Genomic DNA, 16,831 nt, shown 5'->3' on the forward strand with positions numbered 1-16,831 from the left:
GATTCACCTTAATTAGAAATTCTCGGGTCAAGCCAAACATAAAGTAAGTCAGCAATGAAATTCGCGGTGAGTACCGCTGTCACGAGGATCAATAGAATGGCTTGAATGAGTGGATAGTCACGCGCGACAATACCTTTTAGTAAGATGTTGCCCAAGCCTTGATAGTTGAATACCACTTCAGTCATGATTGACCCGGCAAACGAGAAACCAATCGCCATCGCAATCGCGGTTGCAACTGGCAAAATGGCATTACGCCCCGCGTAACGACTCATCACTTTGTAGCTACTCAAACCTTTGGCTTCTGCCATGGTCACATAGTCTTCACCCAGCACATTAATCATGGCATTACGCATATTAAATACCCAGGTTGCGATACCAACAATCACCATCGAGCCCACAGGTAATACCGCGTGTTTCGCCACACTGCTAATGAATTCCCAAGTGAAACTTGGCTCCAGAGACGGGTCGTATGTATAAGCCAACGGCAAAAGCTCTAACTTCAGACCAAAGAAGTAGAACAACAACAGTGCCGTCACGATATATGGAAAATTACTAATAAAGGCCAATACTGGCGGTACCACTTGACCGAAAAATCCCTCGCGGCGGTATGACGCATAGGTACCAATGCTGACACCAATGATCAGAGCCACAATAAGAGAACCGAGAGCAAGGAACATGGTCCATGGAAGTGCCATCGCAATCACGTCAGAAACGTCGACCGGAAACATTAACACTGATGGCCCAAGCTCGAGCGTAAACACGCTTTTCATGTAAGCGATATATTGAACAAAGATGTTGCCATCCACAAAGCCATACATCTCACGTACAGCGTCCATCTGAGCAGGATCCATGCGACCTTGTGCGGCAGCAAATAAAGCATCAACGGGGTCACCTGGCATCAATCGAGGCAACATAAAGTTGAAAGAGATCGCTATCAGAAAGGCAGTAAAGTAAAAGCCAAATCGGCGAGCTAAAAACGACATAACAAACCTTTTAACCTAGGAGCCACAACACGTTAGCTGTGGCTCCGGTGTAATATAAAGAGAACGTATTAACTATTTAAGGTGTAAGTTGTTCAGGATGATCACGCGCTTACCGCCATCATACCAAACGGGTTGAACGTAAGGGTCTTTCTCACTCGGCCAACCTACAATGTTCTTGGTACTGTATTGGAACCAAGTCGGGTTAGAGAACAACGGAATAAACGGTACATTTTCCGCCGTAAACTCCTGCAGTTCAGACAGAATCGCTTCCTGTTTATTGGCGTCACCAATTTTACCGAAGCTCTCGATAAGCTTGTCGATTTGAGGCGAGTGAACGCCATGACCCGCATGCCAAGTTTTACCAATACGAGAGGTAGAGAAGTATTCCTGATAAGCTAAGATTGGATTGGTAGCAACCATCGACCAGTTGATCGACATGGTGTAGTTGCTCTCTTTTAGGTTTGCATCGTAGACAGCCCAGTCGACGGTTTTAACATTCGCCTTCACACCAACATCAGCAAAGTATTCCGTCACCATCTGAACGACTTGGATCCAGTCCGTCCAACCATTAACCACTTCGATATCAAACTCAACCGTTGAGCCATCTTTGGTGTCACGTAAGCCATCACCGTCGCGGTCAATAATGCCTGCTTCATCCAATAGCGATCTGGCTTTATCAACATCATACTCTGCTAGATAACCGTATTTTTTGTTAACATTTTCATCGATGTGAGTTTTATATAATTCCGCAATACCGCCCATATTGTAGTTAGGGGTTGGGTAACCATAGGCCGCGATGTCGACAATCGCTTCGCGATCGAGTGCCATCGACAGTGCCTGACGGACGCGTAAATCATCAAACGGGGCTTTCTTCGTATTCACATATAAGTGAATCGCGTCGTTTGCTGGGTACCAAAAGTGGTTGTTTTCTTTGTCTTGATCAACGAATGTTGATTCAACATCAGCAATAAAGTTTGAACCCCAGTCAATTTCACCTTTGATCAACGCAGGTTGGATCTGAGAGTTGTCGTTGTACGAACGGAAGGTCACACAATCTAAGTACGGACGGTTTTCAAGATAATAGTTCGGGTTGCGGCACAACTCCATCTGTTGTGGCTTGATGTATTTCACTGTCGTCATTGGACCGCTACCAACCGGATCAGGGTTAGTAAAGGTGGTTAAATCAGACACTTCTGACCAAATATGTTTTGGCACAATGTGATAGGCGCTCAAGTTCCACAAGAAAGTGGAATCCGCCTTCGCTAACTCAAACACTACGGTGGTGTTGTCTTTCGCTTTGATCGACTGAAGGTTTTCACCTGACCAGATGCCCTTTTGGTCAAACGCGGGGGCGTTCTTAGTTAATTCAAAACTGTAAACCACATCTTCGGCGGTCAGGGGTGAACCATCAGACCACTTTAGGCCATCACGTAGCTTCAGAGTGATGGTTTTCAGGTTATCGGAATATTCTGCAGATTCCGCAAGACGATAGTTGGTCTTACCAGTCATGTTGTTAAACACCAATAAAGGTTCAAACATCACGCCGTGCAAAGTATCTTTTGTGGTATACGGATTAAAGTTATCAACAAAGCCAGTATTAATAACTGGCACCGTTAATGTCCCACCCTGTTTGATAGTCTCAGCCTGAGCGGCAGAGGCAAGCATCATACTGGCAGCAAATGTAGCGAGCAGAGTTTTATTATGCATCACATTGTCCTTTTATAATGTTGGATACGGCATAGAAAGCGCTTTCTCAACTTCCCACACAAAAGCAGCCCAAGATACAGTAAGAACAATTAACCTAAATATGAACTGACCGTCTCGCCGCAATCACAAAGAAAGCGCTTTCTTTACGGTGAGATAATCGTCAAAATGATGGGTAACTTCAATCGAAACAAACAAAAATCACGATCTGATCACAATAAAACAAAACCAATAAATTCATGCACTTAAATTGTTAGAATATTATCTCCTCAATTAAAGCCAATAAATATCAGCAGCTTATAATTAATCTTTTAACCTTGTATTCTGTGAGCTCATACAACTTTCTCCATACGCCAAGTCACACTAACTTCTTCGGTAAAACCGCGCTTAATTGCTCACTTTTGGACGGTTAGTTTTGTGCTCCTGCGCACGAAACCAATCTCACCCTAAAGAAAGCGCTTTCAATAAAGGCGAGAGAGTGGAATTATGGCCTCACCAGCGGCAACGGAGGAAAGCATGATGGTGCAATTTTGGAATGGAAATAAATCAGCCATTCGCCAACAATTTGAATGGGAAACCTTGCAGCTAGCGCTGCAGAAAAAGAAACCACAAATCAACATAAACAATGACTTGACTGACTATCCACACCCAGAGGATGAAGGGCAAGTATTCTTAAAAGGCACAGATATATTAGTCACGGTGGCAGGGAATAAGAAGTTTGCCCAAGGATCGTATTTGATGCTACCCCAGCCCTTATGCAAAGGATTATTAGGCTGCCGCGTTTTGGTTATACATAAAAATAGGCTCGATGAGTTCAGCGCCATACTTGAAAGCCAACTTCAACAACTCACTATTGGCATTCCGGCGACTTGGGCCGACGCGGACTTATTTCGCTTTAACCACTATCGAGTGAGTGAACAAGGAAGTTTAGAAGAAAGATTGCTGGCCGTGCAAAATGGCGAATGCGATTACATGGCATTGGGCGCAAACGAAGCGCAAGACATCGTAGCGCAATACGCTCACCTCACCCCAAACTTGGTCGTGGAGCCGACAATCTTGCTCTACTACCCGTTCCCTCTGGTTTTTTACTGCCATCCAAACAAAGCGGATTTGTTGGCAGATATCGAGAGCGGATTAACGCTTGCCAGCGCCAATAAGAAGTTAGATGGTCTGTTCGAGCAAACATACGGGCCAGCGGTACGAGCAGCCAAACTCCACCAGCGCCGCGTATTTCACCTCACCAACCCAATCTTGCCGAGTGAGTTCGCTGATTATCGTTCAGACTTGCTGCCAGTCTGAAGCGAAACTATTTTTGTCGAAATTTCGAGACGGTCGATTCGCGCACAACGAGATCAATTGGGGGGAGACGAGGGCTGCATTGCTCCCCCGTCAGCAGACTGAGAATCGACTCTGCACACGCCACACCAATTTCTTCTAATGGTTGACTTAACGTTGTTAGCCCCGGAATAAAATACTTGGACGTTGGTAAATCATCAAATCCCACCACCGAAATGTCCTCTGGCACTCTTAAGCCATGATCATGTAAGGCTTTCATCACTCCGTAAGCGGTTTGATCGTTAGCGGCAAAGATGGCTGAAAAATGGACTTTAGATTCAATCAGCTCTACCGTGCAGGCATAACCTGTTTCACTGCTAAAGTCGCCCTGCTTAATAAGATTGTTGCGCACTTTAACGCCAGCTTCAGAGAGGGCTTTCTTATAGCCTACGAAACGTGCTACCGCATCGGGTTGATTGAGCAAGCCTTTAATGTGCGCAATATTCACGTGCCCTTGCTGCAGTAGATGTAACGTTGCTATGTGGCCACCCAAAACATTATCAATATTGAATGTTCTTAGCTGCTCTCCCACATAGTTGTATCCAAAAGCCACCACTGGGATCTTAGCTGAATAATTCACTAGTTCTTGCTCAGTCAGGCAACCTGACACCACAATCAAGCCGTCGATGTTGCTCTTTTCCAGACAGTCCAGCGCGTGAAGCTGCATACTGTGTTGCCAATAACCAGAGGCGATCACCACCGAATAACCTTTCGATCCCAGAAAACGCTCCATATCGTTGAAAATCCGGCTGGTAAAGGGGCTCTCAGGGTTTTGCACCAGCACACCAATCGTCATTGAACGTGTATTGCTACCTTGATTCATGTGGTAGTTAAGCTTATAACCGAGTTCTTTGATTGCACCTTCTATCGCGATGGTTTTTTCTTTAGAGACAAATGTCGTGCGATTCAAAAAGCGCGAAACGGTACTAGGGGACACACTGGCTAATTTGGCCACATCATAAATCGAAGGCGCGCGTTTTTTCTTTTTCATAGTCATCCGACAAGTTCAACATGCAAGCTAATGACAAAAGAATAATTGACGGATTCTTTTCACTCAATATGCTCAAAGAAATTCCATACAGACAAAAAGAGCCAGTACACGGGCACTGGCTCTTTTAATATCAACAAACCAAGGTTAAAACGAGGCAAGCGAGTTTTCACTCAGTGCATCGAACAGATGAATGGCATCCAAATCTAAGTACAGCGTCAAGGTATCGACATCGACTTCTGCTGCTTGTGTTTCCACCATGAATGGCTGACCAGCAATTTCCGTTTTTAATAGAATGCTGGCACCAAGTCGCTCTTTGTCTTTGATCTTCACCGGTAATGCTAATACGCGGTCGTGAGCCACTTGCTCTGCTCGTAGATGAATATCGGTTGGTCGCACCCCAAAGTGCAGCGCGAGGTTTTTCGATGCCTGAGATTTAAAACGCTCTGGCAGAGGCATACGTACATCGCCTAATTCCACCTCCCAGCGCCCCTCTTCTTCGACCAACTTCGCATCCAACATGTTCATGGATGGGTTGCCAATAAACTGCGCTACGAACTTGTTCGCGGGGCGTTGGAACACTTCCGTTGGTGTGCCAACCTGAGCCACATAACCGTCTTTTAAGATCACGATGCGATCCGCCAGCGTCATGGCTTCAATCTGATCGTGCGTAACGTAGATAGTGGTGGTTTTCAGCTCACGGTGCAAATGTTTGATCTCTTCACGCATCACACCACGCAACTTAGCATCAAGGTTTGATAATGGCTCATCAAACAAGAACACTTTGGGTGTACGTACCATCGCGCGCCCCATAGCAACACGCTGACGCTGACCACCCGAAAGCGCTTTCGGCTTACGATGCAACAACGTATCCAGTTCTAACATTTTCGCAGCTTTACGCACTTCTACATCGATTTGTTGTTTCGGCATACCTTTCAGCTTGAGGGCAAAGGCGATGTTTTCGTACACGGTCATGTGCGGATACAGAGCGTAGCTTTGAAATACCATCGCCAAGTCACGATCTTTGGCATCAATGTGGTTCATCAACTTATCGCCAACATAAATCTCACCTGCGGTGATGCTTTCTAAACCTGCCAGCATTCGTAACGTCGTCGATTTACCACATCCAGATGGCCCAAGGAAAACCACGAATTCCCCATCTTGAACCGTGAAGTCAAAGTGTTTCACGACGTCTACATCATCGTAAGATTTCTTGATGTTTTTGAATTCTACTTTAGACATTATTTGCTCTCCTCCGCTCGCTCTAGCCACACATTTCGGTACGCAACCGCGCCATCAAGTGGCAACCCAAGACGGCTTACCTTAAAATCTTGGGGGGATCGGAATGTATTCATTCAATTGTTATACCTTAAATTTCTCTTAACCTTTTACAGCACCTGAAGTTAGGCCGCTGATCATCTGTTTCGAAGCAAACAAGTAAGCAATGACTAACGGCAGAATGGAGATCGTCGTCCCAAGCATTACCGCGCCCCATGGCGTATTGGGAATGCCTTGAACACTGCGCAGTGCCTGAGTAATCACGTAGTTTTCTGGTGTCGTTAACACGACGAGCGGCTGCATGAACATGTTCCAGAAGAAAACAAATTGCACGACGGCGAGCGTTGCTAACGCGGGCTTCATCAGTGGCAGCACTACGCTCCAGTATGTACGAAATTCGCCAGCGCCATCCAGTTTCGCAGCTTCCAACAGCTCTTTAGGAATCGATGCCACAACGTGCTGACGCATCAAGAAGATACCAAATGGAGTGGTAGTGAACGGCAGCCAAACCGCTAAGTGGCTATCGAGCAAGCCGAGGAACTTCACGATCATGAAGTAAGGGATCAAGCTCAACACTGGCGGAATCATCATCGAACCAACCAGCATGCCAAACAGCACGTTTTTACCTTTGAATTTGTAGACCGCGAAGGCGTAGCCCCCCATGCTACAAAACAACAGTGAAATCGTGGTGCCAAGGAATGCGATATAAATCGAGTTAAACATCGCCTGCCAGAAAGGCATGATTTCCAATAATTTGGCGTAGTTCACCGCTAGGCTGTCACCAATCGCAAAGCTGATGCCAGTACCGAAGATTTCAGTGCGATCACGAGTAGAAAGCAACGCTGACCATATGAACGGGAACACCGTCATGATGGCAGAAACAATCAGCACGGAGCCAAGCATCACCATCAGTATTTTGGTAAAAATCTCGATGCTGCGATCGCTAGGACGCCAACGCGGCGCGGCAGATAACGGGTTTGTACTCACCTTATTGCTCCCCTAGTCCTTTCTTACCGAAGAAGAAAAATTGAACCGCAGTACAGCCTGCAATCAAGGCAAAGAGCAGCCATGAAATCGCCGACGCTGTCCCCATTTCTAGCCATTCCCAACCCACCTTGTACAAATACATAGAAATGGTTAAACCAGATTGACCAGTGCCGCCGGTGCCGCGTGTAAGAACGAATGGCTCTTCGAACAACTGCAAGTTACCGATGATGGTCATCGTGACCGCGAAGAAGATGAATGGACGAATCATTGGCAGTGAAATACGCCAGAACCGGCACCATGCATTGGCACCGTCCATGCGCGCCGCTTCTAGAATGTCTTTCGGAATCGTCATCAACCCTGTGGTATAAAGCACAATGTTGAAACCGGTGTATTTCCAGAACACCATCATGGCAATAGATGGTTTCACGAGAGTGGCGTCATCCAACCAACGGATAGGCTGAAAATCATTAACCCAAGAGAATGCCCACCCAAATAGCGTACTGTCGGCCAACGCCATCAAGCTTTGGTTGATGATCCCTGAGTTTGGTGAGTACATGTTGAAAAAGATAAGCGAAGCTGCCACCGTTGAAGTAATGAAGGGTAGGAAGTACGCCGACGTCAACCAGTGACGGAAACGGTCACCCAGTGACACCAAGACGTACGCCACAGGCAAAGCGACTACGTGCTGCGCGACACCGGATGTGATTGCGAGCCACAGAGTGTTTTCCAATGAGCGCCATAACCAGGGGTCGGTCAGAGCAATGTGGTAGTTCTCCAGCCCGACGTAATTCATCGCGCTCACCCCCTCGACCGGGTTCCACTCGTGGAAAGAAAGAAAAATAGAAAACAGCAACGGAAAAATTCCAAATACTGAAAAGATAATCAAAAACGGCAATAGGAACCCAAACGGTGTAAGCGCTTTCAAATTTAGACGAGAAAAAATGCGTTCACGCTGTGCTGTTTCCATCATCTTGCTCGCTGCCTGACTCATAGTAACGACCTCTTACCCAGAAGGGAGACCGGCCCCTTCCTGCCTTAAGTATTGGCAAAAATCACAACTTACGCGTACGACGTTTGATCATGCGATCGGCTTCTTTCAGCGCAGTTTTAATCTCTTTACCCTCATCTAGCACTTCCAGCAGTGCGTTTTCTAGGATGATAGAACGCGCCACGTGGTCCCCTTTGGCTGGCGCGACTGGTTTAATCTTTTTCGCCACGTCAGCAAACAGCAAACGAGCTTGCTGCCCACCGAGAAATTCCATCTTCTCTTCGAACATCGGGTCATCATAAGTGGTGGTATTCGCAGGGAATGCGGCGATGGTTTCAAAGTGTTTAAGCTGAATATCACGTCGCGTTGTCATGTATTCGATCAGCTTCCACGCTTCGTCTTGATGCTTTGATTGAGTTGGGATAGAAAGAAACGCACCACCCCAACTGCCGTAGATGCCGTCAGGAAGGTTAGACACTCCCCAATTCCCTGCGGTTTCTGGCGCAATCCAATTGTTTAGGTGCCCCAATAACCATGCGCCAGAGAGTTGAGTCGCGAATGTACCATTACGAAAGCCTTCGTACCATTCGTTTGACCACCCTAAGATGGGGCCATCTAGGCCTTTATCACGGATCTCTTTGGCGACTTCAAACGCGTGTACAAAGCGCTCAGACGTCACAACCGAGTTACCATCTTTATCGAAGTACAGGCCTTCCCCTTCGGGTACTGTCGTCAAAATGATCGCTTGGGCGACGTCTGCCGCTGACGCGATGAGCTGGACATTTTGCTGTTTCAGTTTTTCACCCGCTGCGATGTAAGAATCCCAATCTTTGATCGTTTCGTTGATATCAAGGCCCGCTTTTTCAAAGATGTCGGTGCGGTAGTACATTACACCAGGGCCGAGGTCAACTGGCATGCCGTATACATCGCCATCTGCGCTTTTTCCTTGCGCCCATGCGTATGGCGCAAAGTTTTCTGCATACTGGTCGGCGCCGTAGGTTTCAGACAGGTTTACCAACCCCCCTGATGCTACGAATGGACCAATTTTTTCGACATCGACAACAATCACATCACCCGCACCAGATCCCGTTGCTAAGTTTGTCGTGAGTTTCGTATGATGGTCACCGTGATTGTTCATCAGGTAATCAACGTTAATATCGGTTTCTTTCTCAAAGTCTGGTAGTAGAACTTTCAAACTACTGTCGAAATCAGGAAAACCATCGAAGCGGATATGGGTTTCATCAGCAGCGTTCACCGTTGCAACGGCCCCCAAAGCAGCGGCCATGGCAAGCGTCAAAGTTTTCAGTTTCATGTTATTGCCCTTCATTATTGTTTTATCGCGCAGACCGAACTTCTTGGTATCAAGGTAGGAATGAGCTTGAAGTTCACATCACGTTTGTTTTTGTTCAGCACTTGAATAACAAGTTGAACGGCCTCCGCGCTCATCTGTTGTATGGGAAAGTTAACGGTGGTTAAAGCTGGCGTGAGATAACGTGCAAACAAAATATCATCGAAACCCACTAACGATATTTGTTCCGGCACTTGCATACCCTCAGCCTTTAGAACTTCATAAGCGCCAAATGCCATATGATCATTACATGCAAACACAGCCGTGAAATGGCATGCTCGCTTGAGTAGCTTACGCATCCCGCTGGCCCCTGACTCTTCCGTAAAACCGGCCTCGGACACTAACGTTTCGTGATACTCAATTCCCGCATTTTCAAGCGCTTTGCGGTAACCTTGTAAACGCCCCCGCGCGTCAGACCTGTCCAGAGGGCCAGTGATACAAGCAATGTTGCGATGCCCCATTCGCAACAAATGTTCGGTCGCCATGCGGCCACCCAGTTCGTTATCGATCTCGATGCAGCTGTGCGCCATTTCTGGAATATAGCGATTCACCAAAACCACCAGAATGCCCTTGTCATCAAGGTCGATCAAGTAGTCGTCTGACAGACTTTGCGTATGCAGAATCATCGCATCTACGTGGCGATCAAGTAGAAACTCAACCGATTCGCGCTGGCTCTGCTCTGTATTAGACCCTGCGGTGACCACCACGTGGTAACCCATGAGGCGCAGGCGCTTCTCCATGCAATGTAAAATGTTGGAGTAAAAGGGACCACCCAGTTCGGGCACGATGATGCCAACACTGCCAGTGCGGCTTGATGCTAATGCCTGAGCAATCGAGTTAGGACGGTAGCCGAGTGCTTCAATGGCTTTTTCGACTTTTAGCTTTTTGTCGTGGCTAACACTGCACGTACCGTTAATCACTCGTGATACGGTTGCCTGAGACACCCCAGCGTATTCAGATACATCTTTAATTGTCGTCACAGAAACCCTTCACAGACTGAACAATACGAGTTTCAGCATTTTAGAAACCGCTTTCATAAATTAAAATTATTCAGTCTTTAGACTGAGTTTATCGTGAGAGCAATCACAATAAGCTTGAGGATTAATTGAGTATTTAGATAAATAATGAGGGGACTTACAGTTTTACTTTCATTTATGAAACTGTTTCATGAATGAACATTTATGCAGTGAGACATATAGAAAAAGGTTAACGTATCTTTAGACCTGTACTCAACGTAACGAATTGCCCGCTAAACGTACTTTTCTGCCATATCGAGGTGGACTGAATAACGCTACTCGATTCAGGCCCAGTTGACGTCATTAAAGGTGATCGGATTAAGCAAACACATGCATTGCCCATAAGCTCAACACTAAAAAGACCAGCAGCCAGATTACTTGACGGGCACGGCTAGGCTTGCCTTGCTGCTGAGTGGTGATCGGTCTAAACGCGCGCTCCTTGATTTTTCCCATAAAGCTTTTTGCTAAGGCTTGTTTATAAAGCTCACGCCTTTTATGGGCTGCGTTTGCGACTTTAGTAAAACGCCGTCGTTGCTCGTTGGTGAGATCTTCCGCCTCATAACGAGGAGAGAGATCTGAATGCTTACGTTGTACTGCCATCCCTTCCTCCTTGGTCGATGGGTGTACTTATGTTAAGTATATACACAGTTACGCATAAATAGCGCAAAGATACCGAGCCAGACGTTGTATCTCGTGCGCGGGTTCAAGGAAAATATTCATTATTGGTTTCCTTATCCAACATCCGCTTTTTTATCTGCTTATCGGCACACAAAGGTTTACCACTGCAATGTAAGATCGACTCTGTAAGACTCCGAGCACTTGATAAAAACAAAACCATCAATAAGCATTCCTCCGGCGATAAAAATGGACATTAGATCATAGTTTCTATGTCTCAAAGACGGGATTATTTGTTTTTACCCTCGAAGGTTTTCACCATGACAAAAAAGGAGGAGAAATCAACACATGACTGACTCAGCTCGCCGAAAGCGGAAAAAACACCAAGCACCACGACTTTCATTTTGGGCTCGCCACCAATTCAAGATCGTTAAGACCGCATTTAGCGTATTTGGATGCAGTCTGTTGGCGTTTCTCAGCTATCAAATCCACCTCTCTTATCAGGACTATTCCGATCCTGGAAAAGTGTACGGGGAATGGATCGAAATTGGGGCTCCACCTTATCAAACTGAACGCCTTACCTTCTCTGCTGACGGAGTATATCGAAATCACCGCCTTATCACGACAGAGTTTGAATTTGATGGCAAAGTCATCACGCTACACACAGGGCTGGGTAAAACCGCCTATCAAATTTCCGGTTCCCACCTTTCACCACAGCTCCGTCGTATTACACCCTTAGTGCCTGATCAGCGCTTTATTCGCAAAGGGTTTGAACATACGGTTCAAGGCTCAGAAACAGGCGTCGCCTCTCAGCGCCGAGCAGCGCTGAGTGACCATTTCAACGACGATTAATACCCTATCGCGTTTATTAGCCTATCGCGCTCAAGCTGGAGAATTCGCGTGTGGTTGTGCCACCTAACCAAGTAACGCGTTCCATCCCATATATCTCAAGACTATTTGGCTAAATTCTCATAGGGGGGGCAAAGGACTGACTGGTAGGCATTACCTGTCACCTAAACTCCAAGACAGGCCGACCTGTAAATAAAACCTTAATAAACAATTAAATAGAATATTGATCGCATTTAATACTCCCACTAGTCGGTATACAAAAATTCACTTCCTGCCGAAAATTTATAAATTATTGACTCAGTCTGACATTTTACGTGCAACAGCGTGTGAGTTTGATTGAACTTACCTCCGGTGACTCGAAAAGCGTTTTTATTTTTTTTGACGAAAAAAAACTCTCTGGGATGCTACGGGTGATGCTTTTGCTCATGAAGTACATCTAATCTTATTGTCTGGTGCAAGAGCAGCCTATGTTCGCGGTAGAACATAAATCCAAGGATTGAGAGAGAAGTTATGATTCGATTTAATCTATGTGCAGCCGGTGTTGCTTTAGCGCTATCTGGCGCTGCAGTGGCGGCTCCAACCGCACCAAGTATCGATATGTACGGTTCCAACAACCTTCAATTTTCTAAAATTGAACTCGCAATGGAAACCACATCTGGCTACTACGACATGGTGAAATATCATGATCAAGCCAAAATCAACGTTAAATTTAACCAGTGGAGCGGTACTTCTGGCGATACTTACAACGTCTATTTTGATGGCGCAAAAGTAGCGACAGGCCCGATCACTGGTAGCCAAACCACAGCAACATTCGAATACGGCCAAGGCGGCTTGTACCAAATGGAAATCGAAGCGTGTGATGCCACTGGTTGTGCGAAAAGTGCACCGGCGGCAATCACCATTGCCGATACCGATGGTTCTCACTTGAAGCCATTACCCATGAACGTTGATCCAAACAACAAAACATACAACACAGATCCGAGCGTTGTAATGGGCACCTATTTTGTTGAGTGGGGCATCTATGGTCGTGAATACACTGTCGATAATATGCCAGCCGACAACCTGACTCACATTCTTTACGGTTTTATCCCAGTTTGTGGTCCAAATGAGTCAGTGAAGTCTGTGGGTGGTAACAGTTTCAATGCACTGCAAACAGCGTGTAACGGTGTGCCTGATTATGAAGTCGTTATCCATGACCCTTGGGCCGCATTCCAAAAGAGTTTCCCTCAAGCTGGTCATGAGTACAGCACGCCTATCAAAGGTAACTATGCCATGCTGATGGCATTGAAACAACGTAACCCGGATCTAAAAATCATCCCTTCTATTGGTGGCTGGACATTATCTGACCCATTCTACGATTTCGTTGACAAAACCAAACGCGATACTTTTGTAGCGTCAGTTAAGAAGTTTCTAAAAACATGGAAGTTCTACGATGGCGTGGATATCGACTGGGAATACCCTGGTGGCGGCGGTGCGGCTGCGGATAAAGGCGACCCGGTAAACGATGGCCCGGCATACATCGCATTGATGCGTGAATTGCGCGTAATGCTTGATGAGTTAGAAGCAGAAACTGGTCGTACTTACGAGCTAACTTCAGCCATCGGTATCGGTTACGATAAACTTGAAGACGTCGATTACGCAGACGCGGTTCAGTATATGGACTACATCTTCGCGATGACTTACGACTTCTACGGCGGTTGGAATAACGTACCAGGCCATCAAGCCGCACTTTATTGTGGCTCGTTCATGGCACCTGGCCAGTGTGACGGCAGCGGCGTTGATGAAAATGGCGAACCATACAAAGGCCCTGCTTACACTGCAGACAATGCGATCCAACTTCTTCTTGCACAAGGTGTTCCTGCGAACAAGCTTGTTCTTGGTGCCGCGATGTATGGTCGTGGTTGGGAAGGTGTCACTCCTGATACACTCACCACGCCAAATGACCCAATGACAGGTACTGCAACAGGAAAACTAAAAGGCAGCACAGCTCAAGGGATTTGGGAAGATGGCGTTATTGACTACAAAGGCATTAAGTCATTCATGCTAGGAGCAAACAATACGGGTATCAACGGCTTTGAATATGGCTACGATGCACAAGCTGAAGCACCATGGGTATGGAACCGTTCAACAGGTGAGCTGATCACGTTTGATGACCATCGCTCAATATTAGCGAAAGGTAGTTACGCGAAATCTCTCGGTCTGGCAGGGCTATTCTCTTGGGAAATTGATGCTGACAACGGCGATATTCTAAATGCAATGCATGAAGGTATGGCTGGTGGCGTAGTTCCTCAACCAAACCGTAAACCAACGGCAGCCGCGGGCGCAGACCAATCAGTCACGGGCCCTGCCAACGTGGTTCTAGATGGCAGCTTATCCAAAGACGCGGATGGGACGATCGCAAGTTACGCTTGGGAACAAGTCTCTGGCCCTGCTGTTGCTATTACAGGTGTGGATACTGCTCAAGCAAGCTTTGACGTTGCGGAAGTCACAACACAAGAGCAGCTTACCTTCCAATTGACAGTCACTGACAACGAAGGGGAAACAGCATCTGACCTCGTCGTAGTAACGGTGCAGCCAACTGACGTCGTCGAACCACCACAAAACATCGCTCCAATCGCGAATGTCACCGCTCCAACAACGGCCAACGCAGGCGATGTCGTGATCGTCGACGCATCAGCATCAAGCGATGCCGATAACGACGCGCTAACGTTCAACTGGGCGCTGCCTCAAGGTCTTAATGCAACGGTTCAAGGTTCTAAAGTCACTTTTACTGCGGCTGAATACCCGCAAGACACCAGCCTAAGCTTCACTGTAAGTGTTAGCGATGGCAAAGCCTCTTCGACTGCGAGTGCGACGGTGGTGGTTGCACAATACTCCACCGACCCAAACCCAGGCACATGTGACAACGCATGGGATGCAGGTACGGTATACACAGGTGGAAACCAAGTCACTCACGCAGGTCAAACTTGGGAAGCCAAATGGTGGACTAAGGGCGACGACCCAAGCAAGTCTGGCAAATGGGGAGTGTGGAAAGAAGTTGGCCTAGCTAACTGTAACTAAACCTCACTCAACCTTACAGATATTCTGCAAGGTTAAGCGACAAAGGGCAGCTTCGGCTGCCCTTTGCTTTTGTGCTCTGAAGCAAAGAGATTACCAAGAGCGATCGAGTAAGCGATCAAAGCTACTCAAGACTTGTGCACATTTCATTACGCGACCATGCCCTTGTCCTTGTGTTGTTACCAGTTCGACATTTTCAATGTCATTGGCGGCTTGAACAGAAATACTGTGCTTAGTGAACTTATCTTGCTCATCATGCACAATAATGGTCGGAGACTTTCGTTTAGAAAGACGCTTCAATGGGTCAATAGACTGTAATGGGTAGCCAAACTGTTCTTCGACTTCGGAGACCACCGCGTTAAAAAGCTTCATGGAATAACCAGAACGCGCGATACTGCCGAATAAGTTTTCAACATAGTTAAGGACCGGTGCAATCAGTAATAAAGGTTTGCCGTCTAGCTTACTATGTCGACATTCAAGCGCAGAAGCGGTTCCCATGCTATGCCCAACTAAGCCGATAATATCGTCAACCGAATCCAGTACATCCTCTAAGCCTCTAACAAAGCCAGGGATATGCCCATACCGTCCTTCACTCTCACCATGGGCCGGATGGTCGTACGCCAACGCCGTAAAACCTTTTGCTGCAATATGCTCCATTAACGGATAAAACTGACTTGCCGTGCCAGACCAGCCATGAGTCAAAACCCAAACAGGGCCAGAGCCCAGAGCGTAGGTTTTAATAACCCCGCCATGACCGTTGATTTCTCCCTTTACAAGGCCTTGTGGTTCCGCATTTTTAGGTTGGGTGCGTGCTGGCGTCAGCAGGAGTTTTCGGGCGGTATTTTTTGCATGCGATGGAGCAAGCGTGTGGTGTAAACGAGTACTGATATTAACCAAGCTACGTTTGAAACTAAAACGCTGCGAGGTATTAAAATAAATTTTCTCACTCATGATCTTTCCTTAATTATCAGCTTCAGCAAAAAATAGAACGGTCGTGCTTTTTATGCTGATAAGAAAGAGCGAACGTTGTCGCTCTCCATAGTTATGTTTTACGTGTCAGCCTTTCCAGAGAGCAAACAGGTTATCAATACCTTGCCAAAATAAGCGCAAGCTCTCTTCCTCACCTTTAATTGAGTAAAAAACATGCGCACTTAAGTAGAGTCCATACAAGTCAAACGTTGCTTGACGTGTATCTAAACTGGCAACAAACTCTCGAGTGTCTCTACCTTTAGCAATTTGTATTTCTAAATAACTCAACCAAGTGTCGATCGATTTACGCAGCCCTGCTTGAAGCGGACAATCTTTCTCTGCGGTGTCATTCCAAGCATCAAGAAACATGCAGCTGCCTTGAAAGGCGTGATTCCACGTCATCCAACAATCCAACAACCCTCGAATTTTACACTCGATGTTGGCATCGCCTAATTCTCGAGCCGGTTCAATAACTCGAGCTGTAAACACTGTATTCGCGTGTTTGAGCACCGACAGCTGCAAATTCAGCTTGGAATTAAAGTGAGCAAATAAACCACTCTTTGACATCCCGCACTGTTTAGCTAATTCACCAATAGTAAGACTTTCTAACCCATCTTCGCTGGCGATCTCAAAAGCACGCTGTAGGATAAACTCTTTCGTTACTTTTCCTTTTTGCATGATTCTATTTTTTAGCACGATCGTTCTTTTTGCAAT

At 46.5% G+C, this 16,831-nt stretch carries 14 protein-coding genes; 3 read left to right on the top strand and 11 right to left on the bottom strand.

Going from position 1 to position 16,831, the window contains the following annotated elements; genetic code table 11:
* Window positions 1-8: 8 nt before the first annotated feature.
* A complete protein-coding gene (locus ATG66_RS05715) occupies window positions 9-983 on the bottom strand; it encodes an ABC transporter permease (RefSeq protein ID WP_098414383.1) in 975 nt (324 codons plus the stop codon).
* Window positions 984-1,055: 72 nt separating this feature from the next.
* Entirely contained in the window at window positions 1,056-2,690 is a 1,635-nt protein-coding gene (locus ATG66_RS05720; RefSeq protein WP_098414384.1) for an ABC transporter substrate-binding protein, read from the bottom strand.
* Between the two features lie 483 nt (window positions 2,691-3,173).
* Between ATG66_RS05720 and ATG66_RS05725 the strand changes: the two genes are divergently transcribed.
* On the top strand, window positions 3,174-3,986 hold the full coding sequence (locus tag ATG66_RS05725; protein WP_257145721.1) for an ABC transporter substrate-binding protein: 813 nt from the start codon (window positions 3,174-3,176) through the stop codon (window positions 3,984-3,986).
* Window positions 3,987-3,993: 7 nt separating this feature from the next.
* On the opposite strand, the gene ATG66_RS05730 is transcribed toward ATG66_RS05725, so the two are convergent.
* From ATG66_RS05730 to ATG66_RS05760, 7 genes are all read right to left on the bottom strand, one after another.
* Entirely contained in the window at window positions 3,994-5,013 is a 1,020-nt protein-coding gene (locus ATG66_RS05730) for a LacI family DNA-binding transcriptional regulator (protein WP_179885598.1), read from the bottom strand.
* 144 nt (window positions 5,014-5,157) lie between these two features.
* The gene (locus ATG66_RS05735) at window positions 5,158-6,252 is read right to left on the bottom strand and encodes an ABC transporter ATP-binding protein (RefSeq protein ID WP_098414386.1); all 1,095 of its coding nucleotides are present in this window, start codon (window positions 6,250-6,252) and stop codon (window positions 5,158-5,160) included.
* Window positions 6,253-6,390: 138 nt separating this feature from the next.
* Window positions 6,391-7,275: a carbohydrate ABC transporter permease gene (locus ATG66_RS05740; protein ID WP_098414387.1), complete on the bottom strand. Its 885-nt coding sequence runs from the start codon at window positions 7,273-7,275 to the stop codon at window positions 6,391-6,393.
* 1 nt (window position 7,276) lies between these two features.
* Complete coding sequence (locus ATG66_RS05745) at window positions 7,277-8,266, bottom strand: carbohydrate ABC transporter permease (protein WP_098414388.1); 990 nt, start codon at window positions 8,264-8,266, stop codon at window positions 7,277-7,279.
* Window positions 8,267-8,327: 61 nt separating this feature from the next.
* A complete protein-coding gene (locus ATG66_RS05750) occupies window positions 8,328-9,575 on the bottom strand; it encodes an extracellular solute-binding protein (protein ID WP_098414532.1) in 1,248 nt (415 codons plus the stop codon).
* Between the two features lie 14 nt (window positions 9,576-9,589).
* Entirely contained in the window at window positions 9,590-10,591 is a 1,002-nt protein-coding gene (locus tag ATG66_RS05755) for a LacI family DNA-binding transcriptional regulator (RefSeq protein WP_098414389.1), read from the bottom strand.
* 354 nt (window positions 10,592-10,945) lie between these two features.
* A complete protein-coding gene (locus ATG66_RS05760) occupies window positions 10,946-11,227 on the bottom strand; it encodes a hypothetical protein (protein ID WP_098414390.1) in 282 nt (93 codons plus the stop codon).
* 363 nt (window positions 11,228-11,590) lie between these two features.
* On the opposite strand from ATG66_RS05760, the gene ATG66_RS05765 reads away from it, so the two are divergent.
* Complete coding sequence (locus tag ATG66_RS05765; protein ID WP_098414391.1) at window positions 11,591-12,094, top strand: DUF2850 domain-containing protein; 504 nt, start codon at window positions 11,591-11,593, stop codon at window positions 12,092-12,094.
* A gap of 507 nt (window positions 12,095-12,601) precedes the next feature.
* Entirely contained in the window at window positions 12,602-15,151 is a 2,550-nt protein-coding gene (locus tag ATG66_RS05770; RefSeq protein ID WP_098414392.1) for a glycosyl hydrolase family 18 protein, read from the top strand.
* 90 nt (window positions 15,152-15,241) lie between these two features.
* On the opposite strand, the gene ATG66_RS05775 is transcribed toward ATG66_RS05770, so the two are convergent.
* Both ATG66_RS05775 and ATG66_RS05780 read right to left on the bottom strand, forming a co-directional pair.
* On the bottom strand, window positions 15,242-16,099 hold the full coding sequence (locus tag ATG66_RS05775) for an alpha/beta hydrolase (protein ID WP_098414393.1): 858 nt from the start codon (window positions 16,097-16,099) through the stop codon (window positions 15,242-15,244).
* A 105-nt stretch (window positions 16,100-16,204) separates the two neighbouring features.
* On the bottom strand, window positions 16,205-16,795 hold the full coding sequence (locus ATG66_RS05780) for a TetR/AcrR family transcriptional regulator (protein ID WP_098414394.1): 591 nt from the start codon (window positions 16,793-16,795) through the stop codon (window positions 16,205-16,207).
* Window positions 16,796-16,831 lie beyond the last annotated feature (36 nt).

The sequence above is a fragment of the Vibrio sp. ES.051 genome (assembly GCF_002563795.1).
Lineage (GTDB): Bacteria > Pseudomonadota > Gammaproteobacteria > Enterobacterales > Vibrionaceae > Vibrio.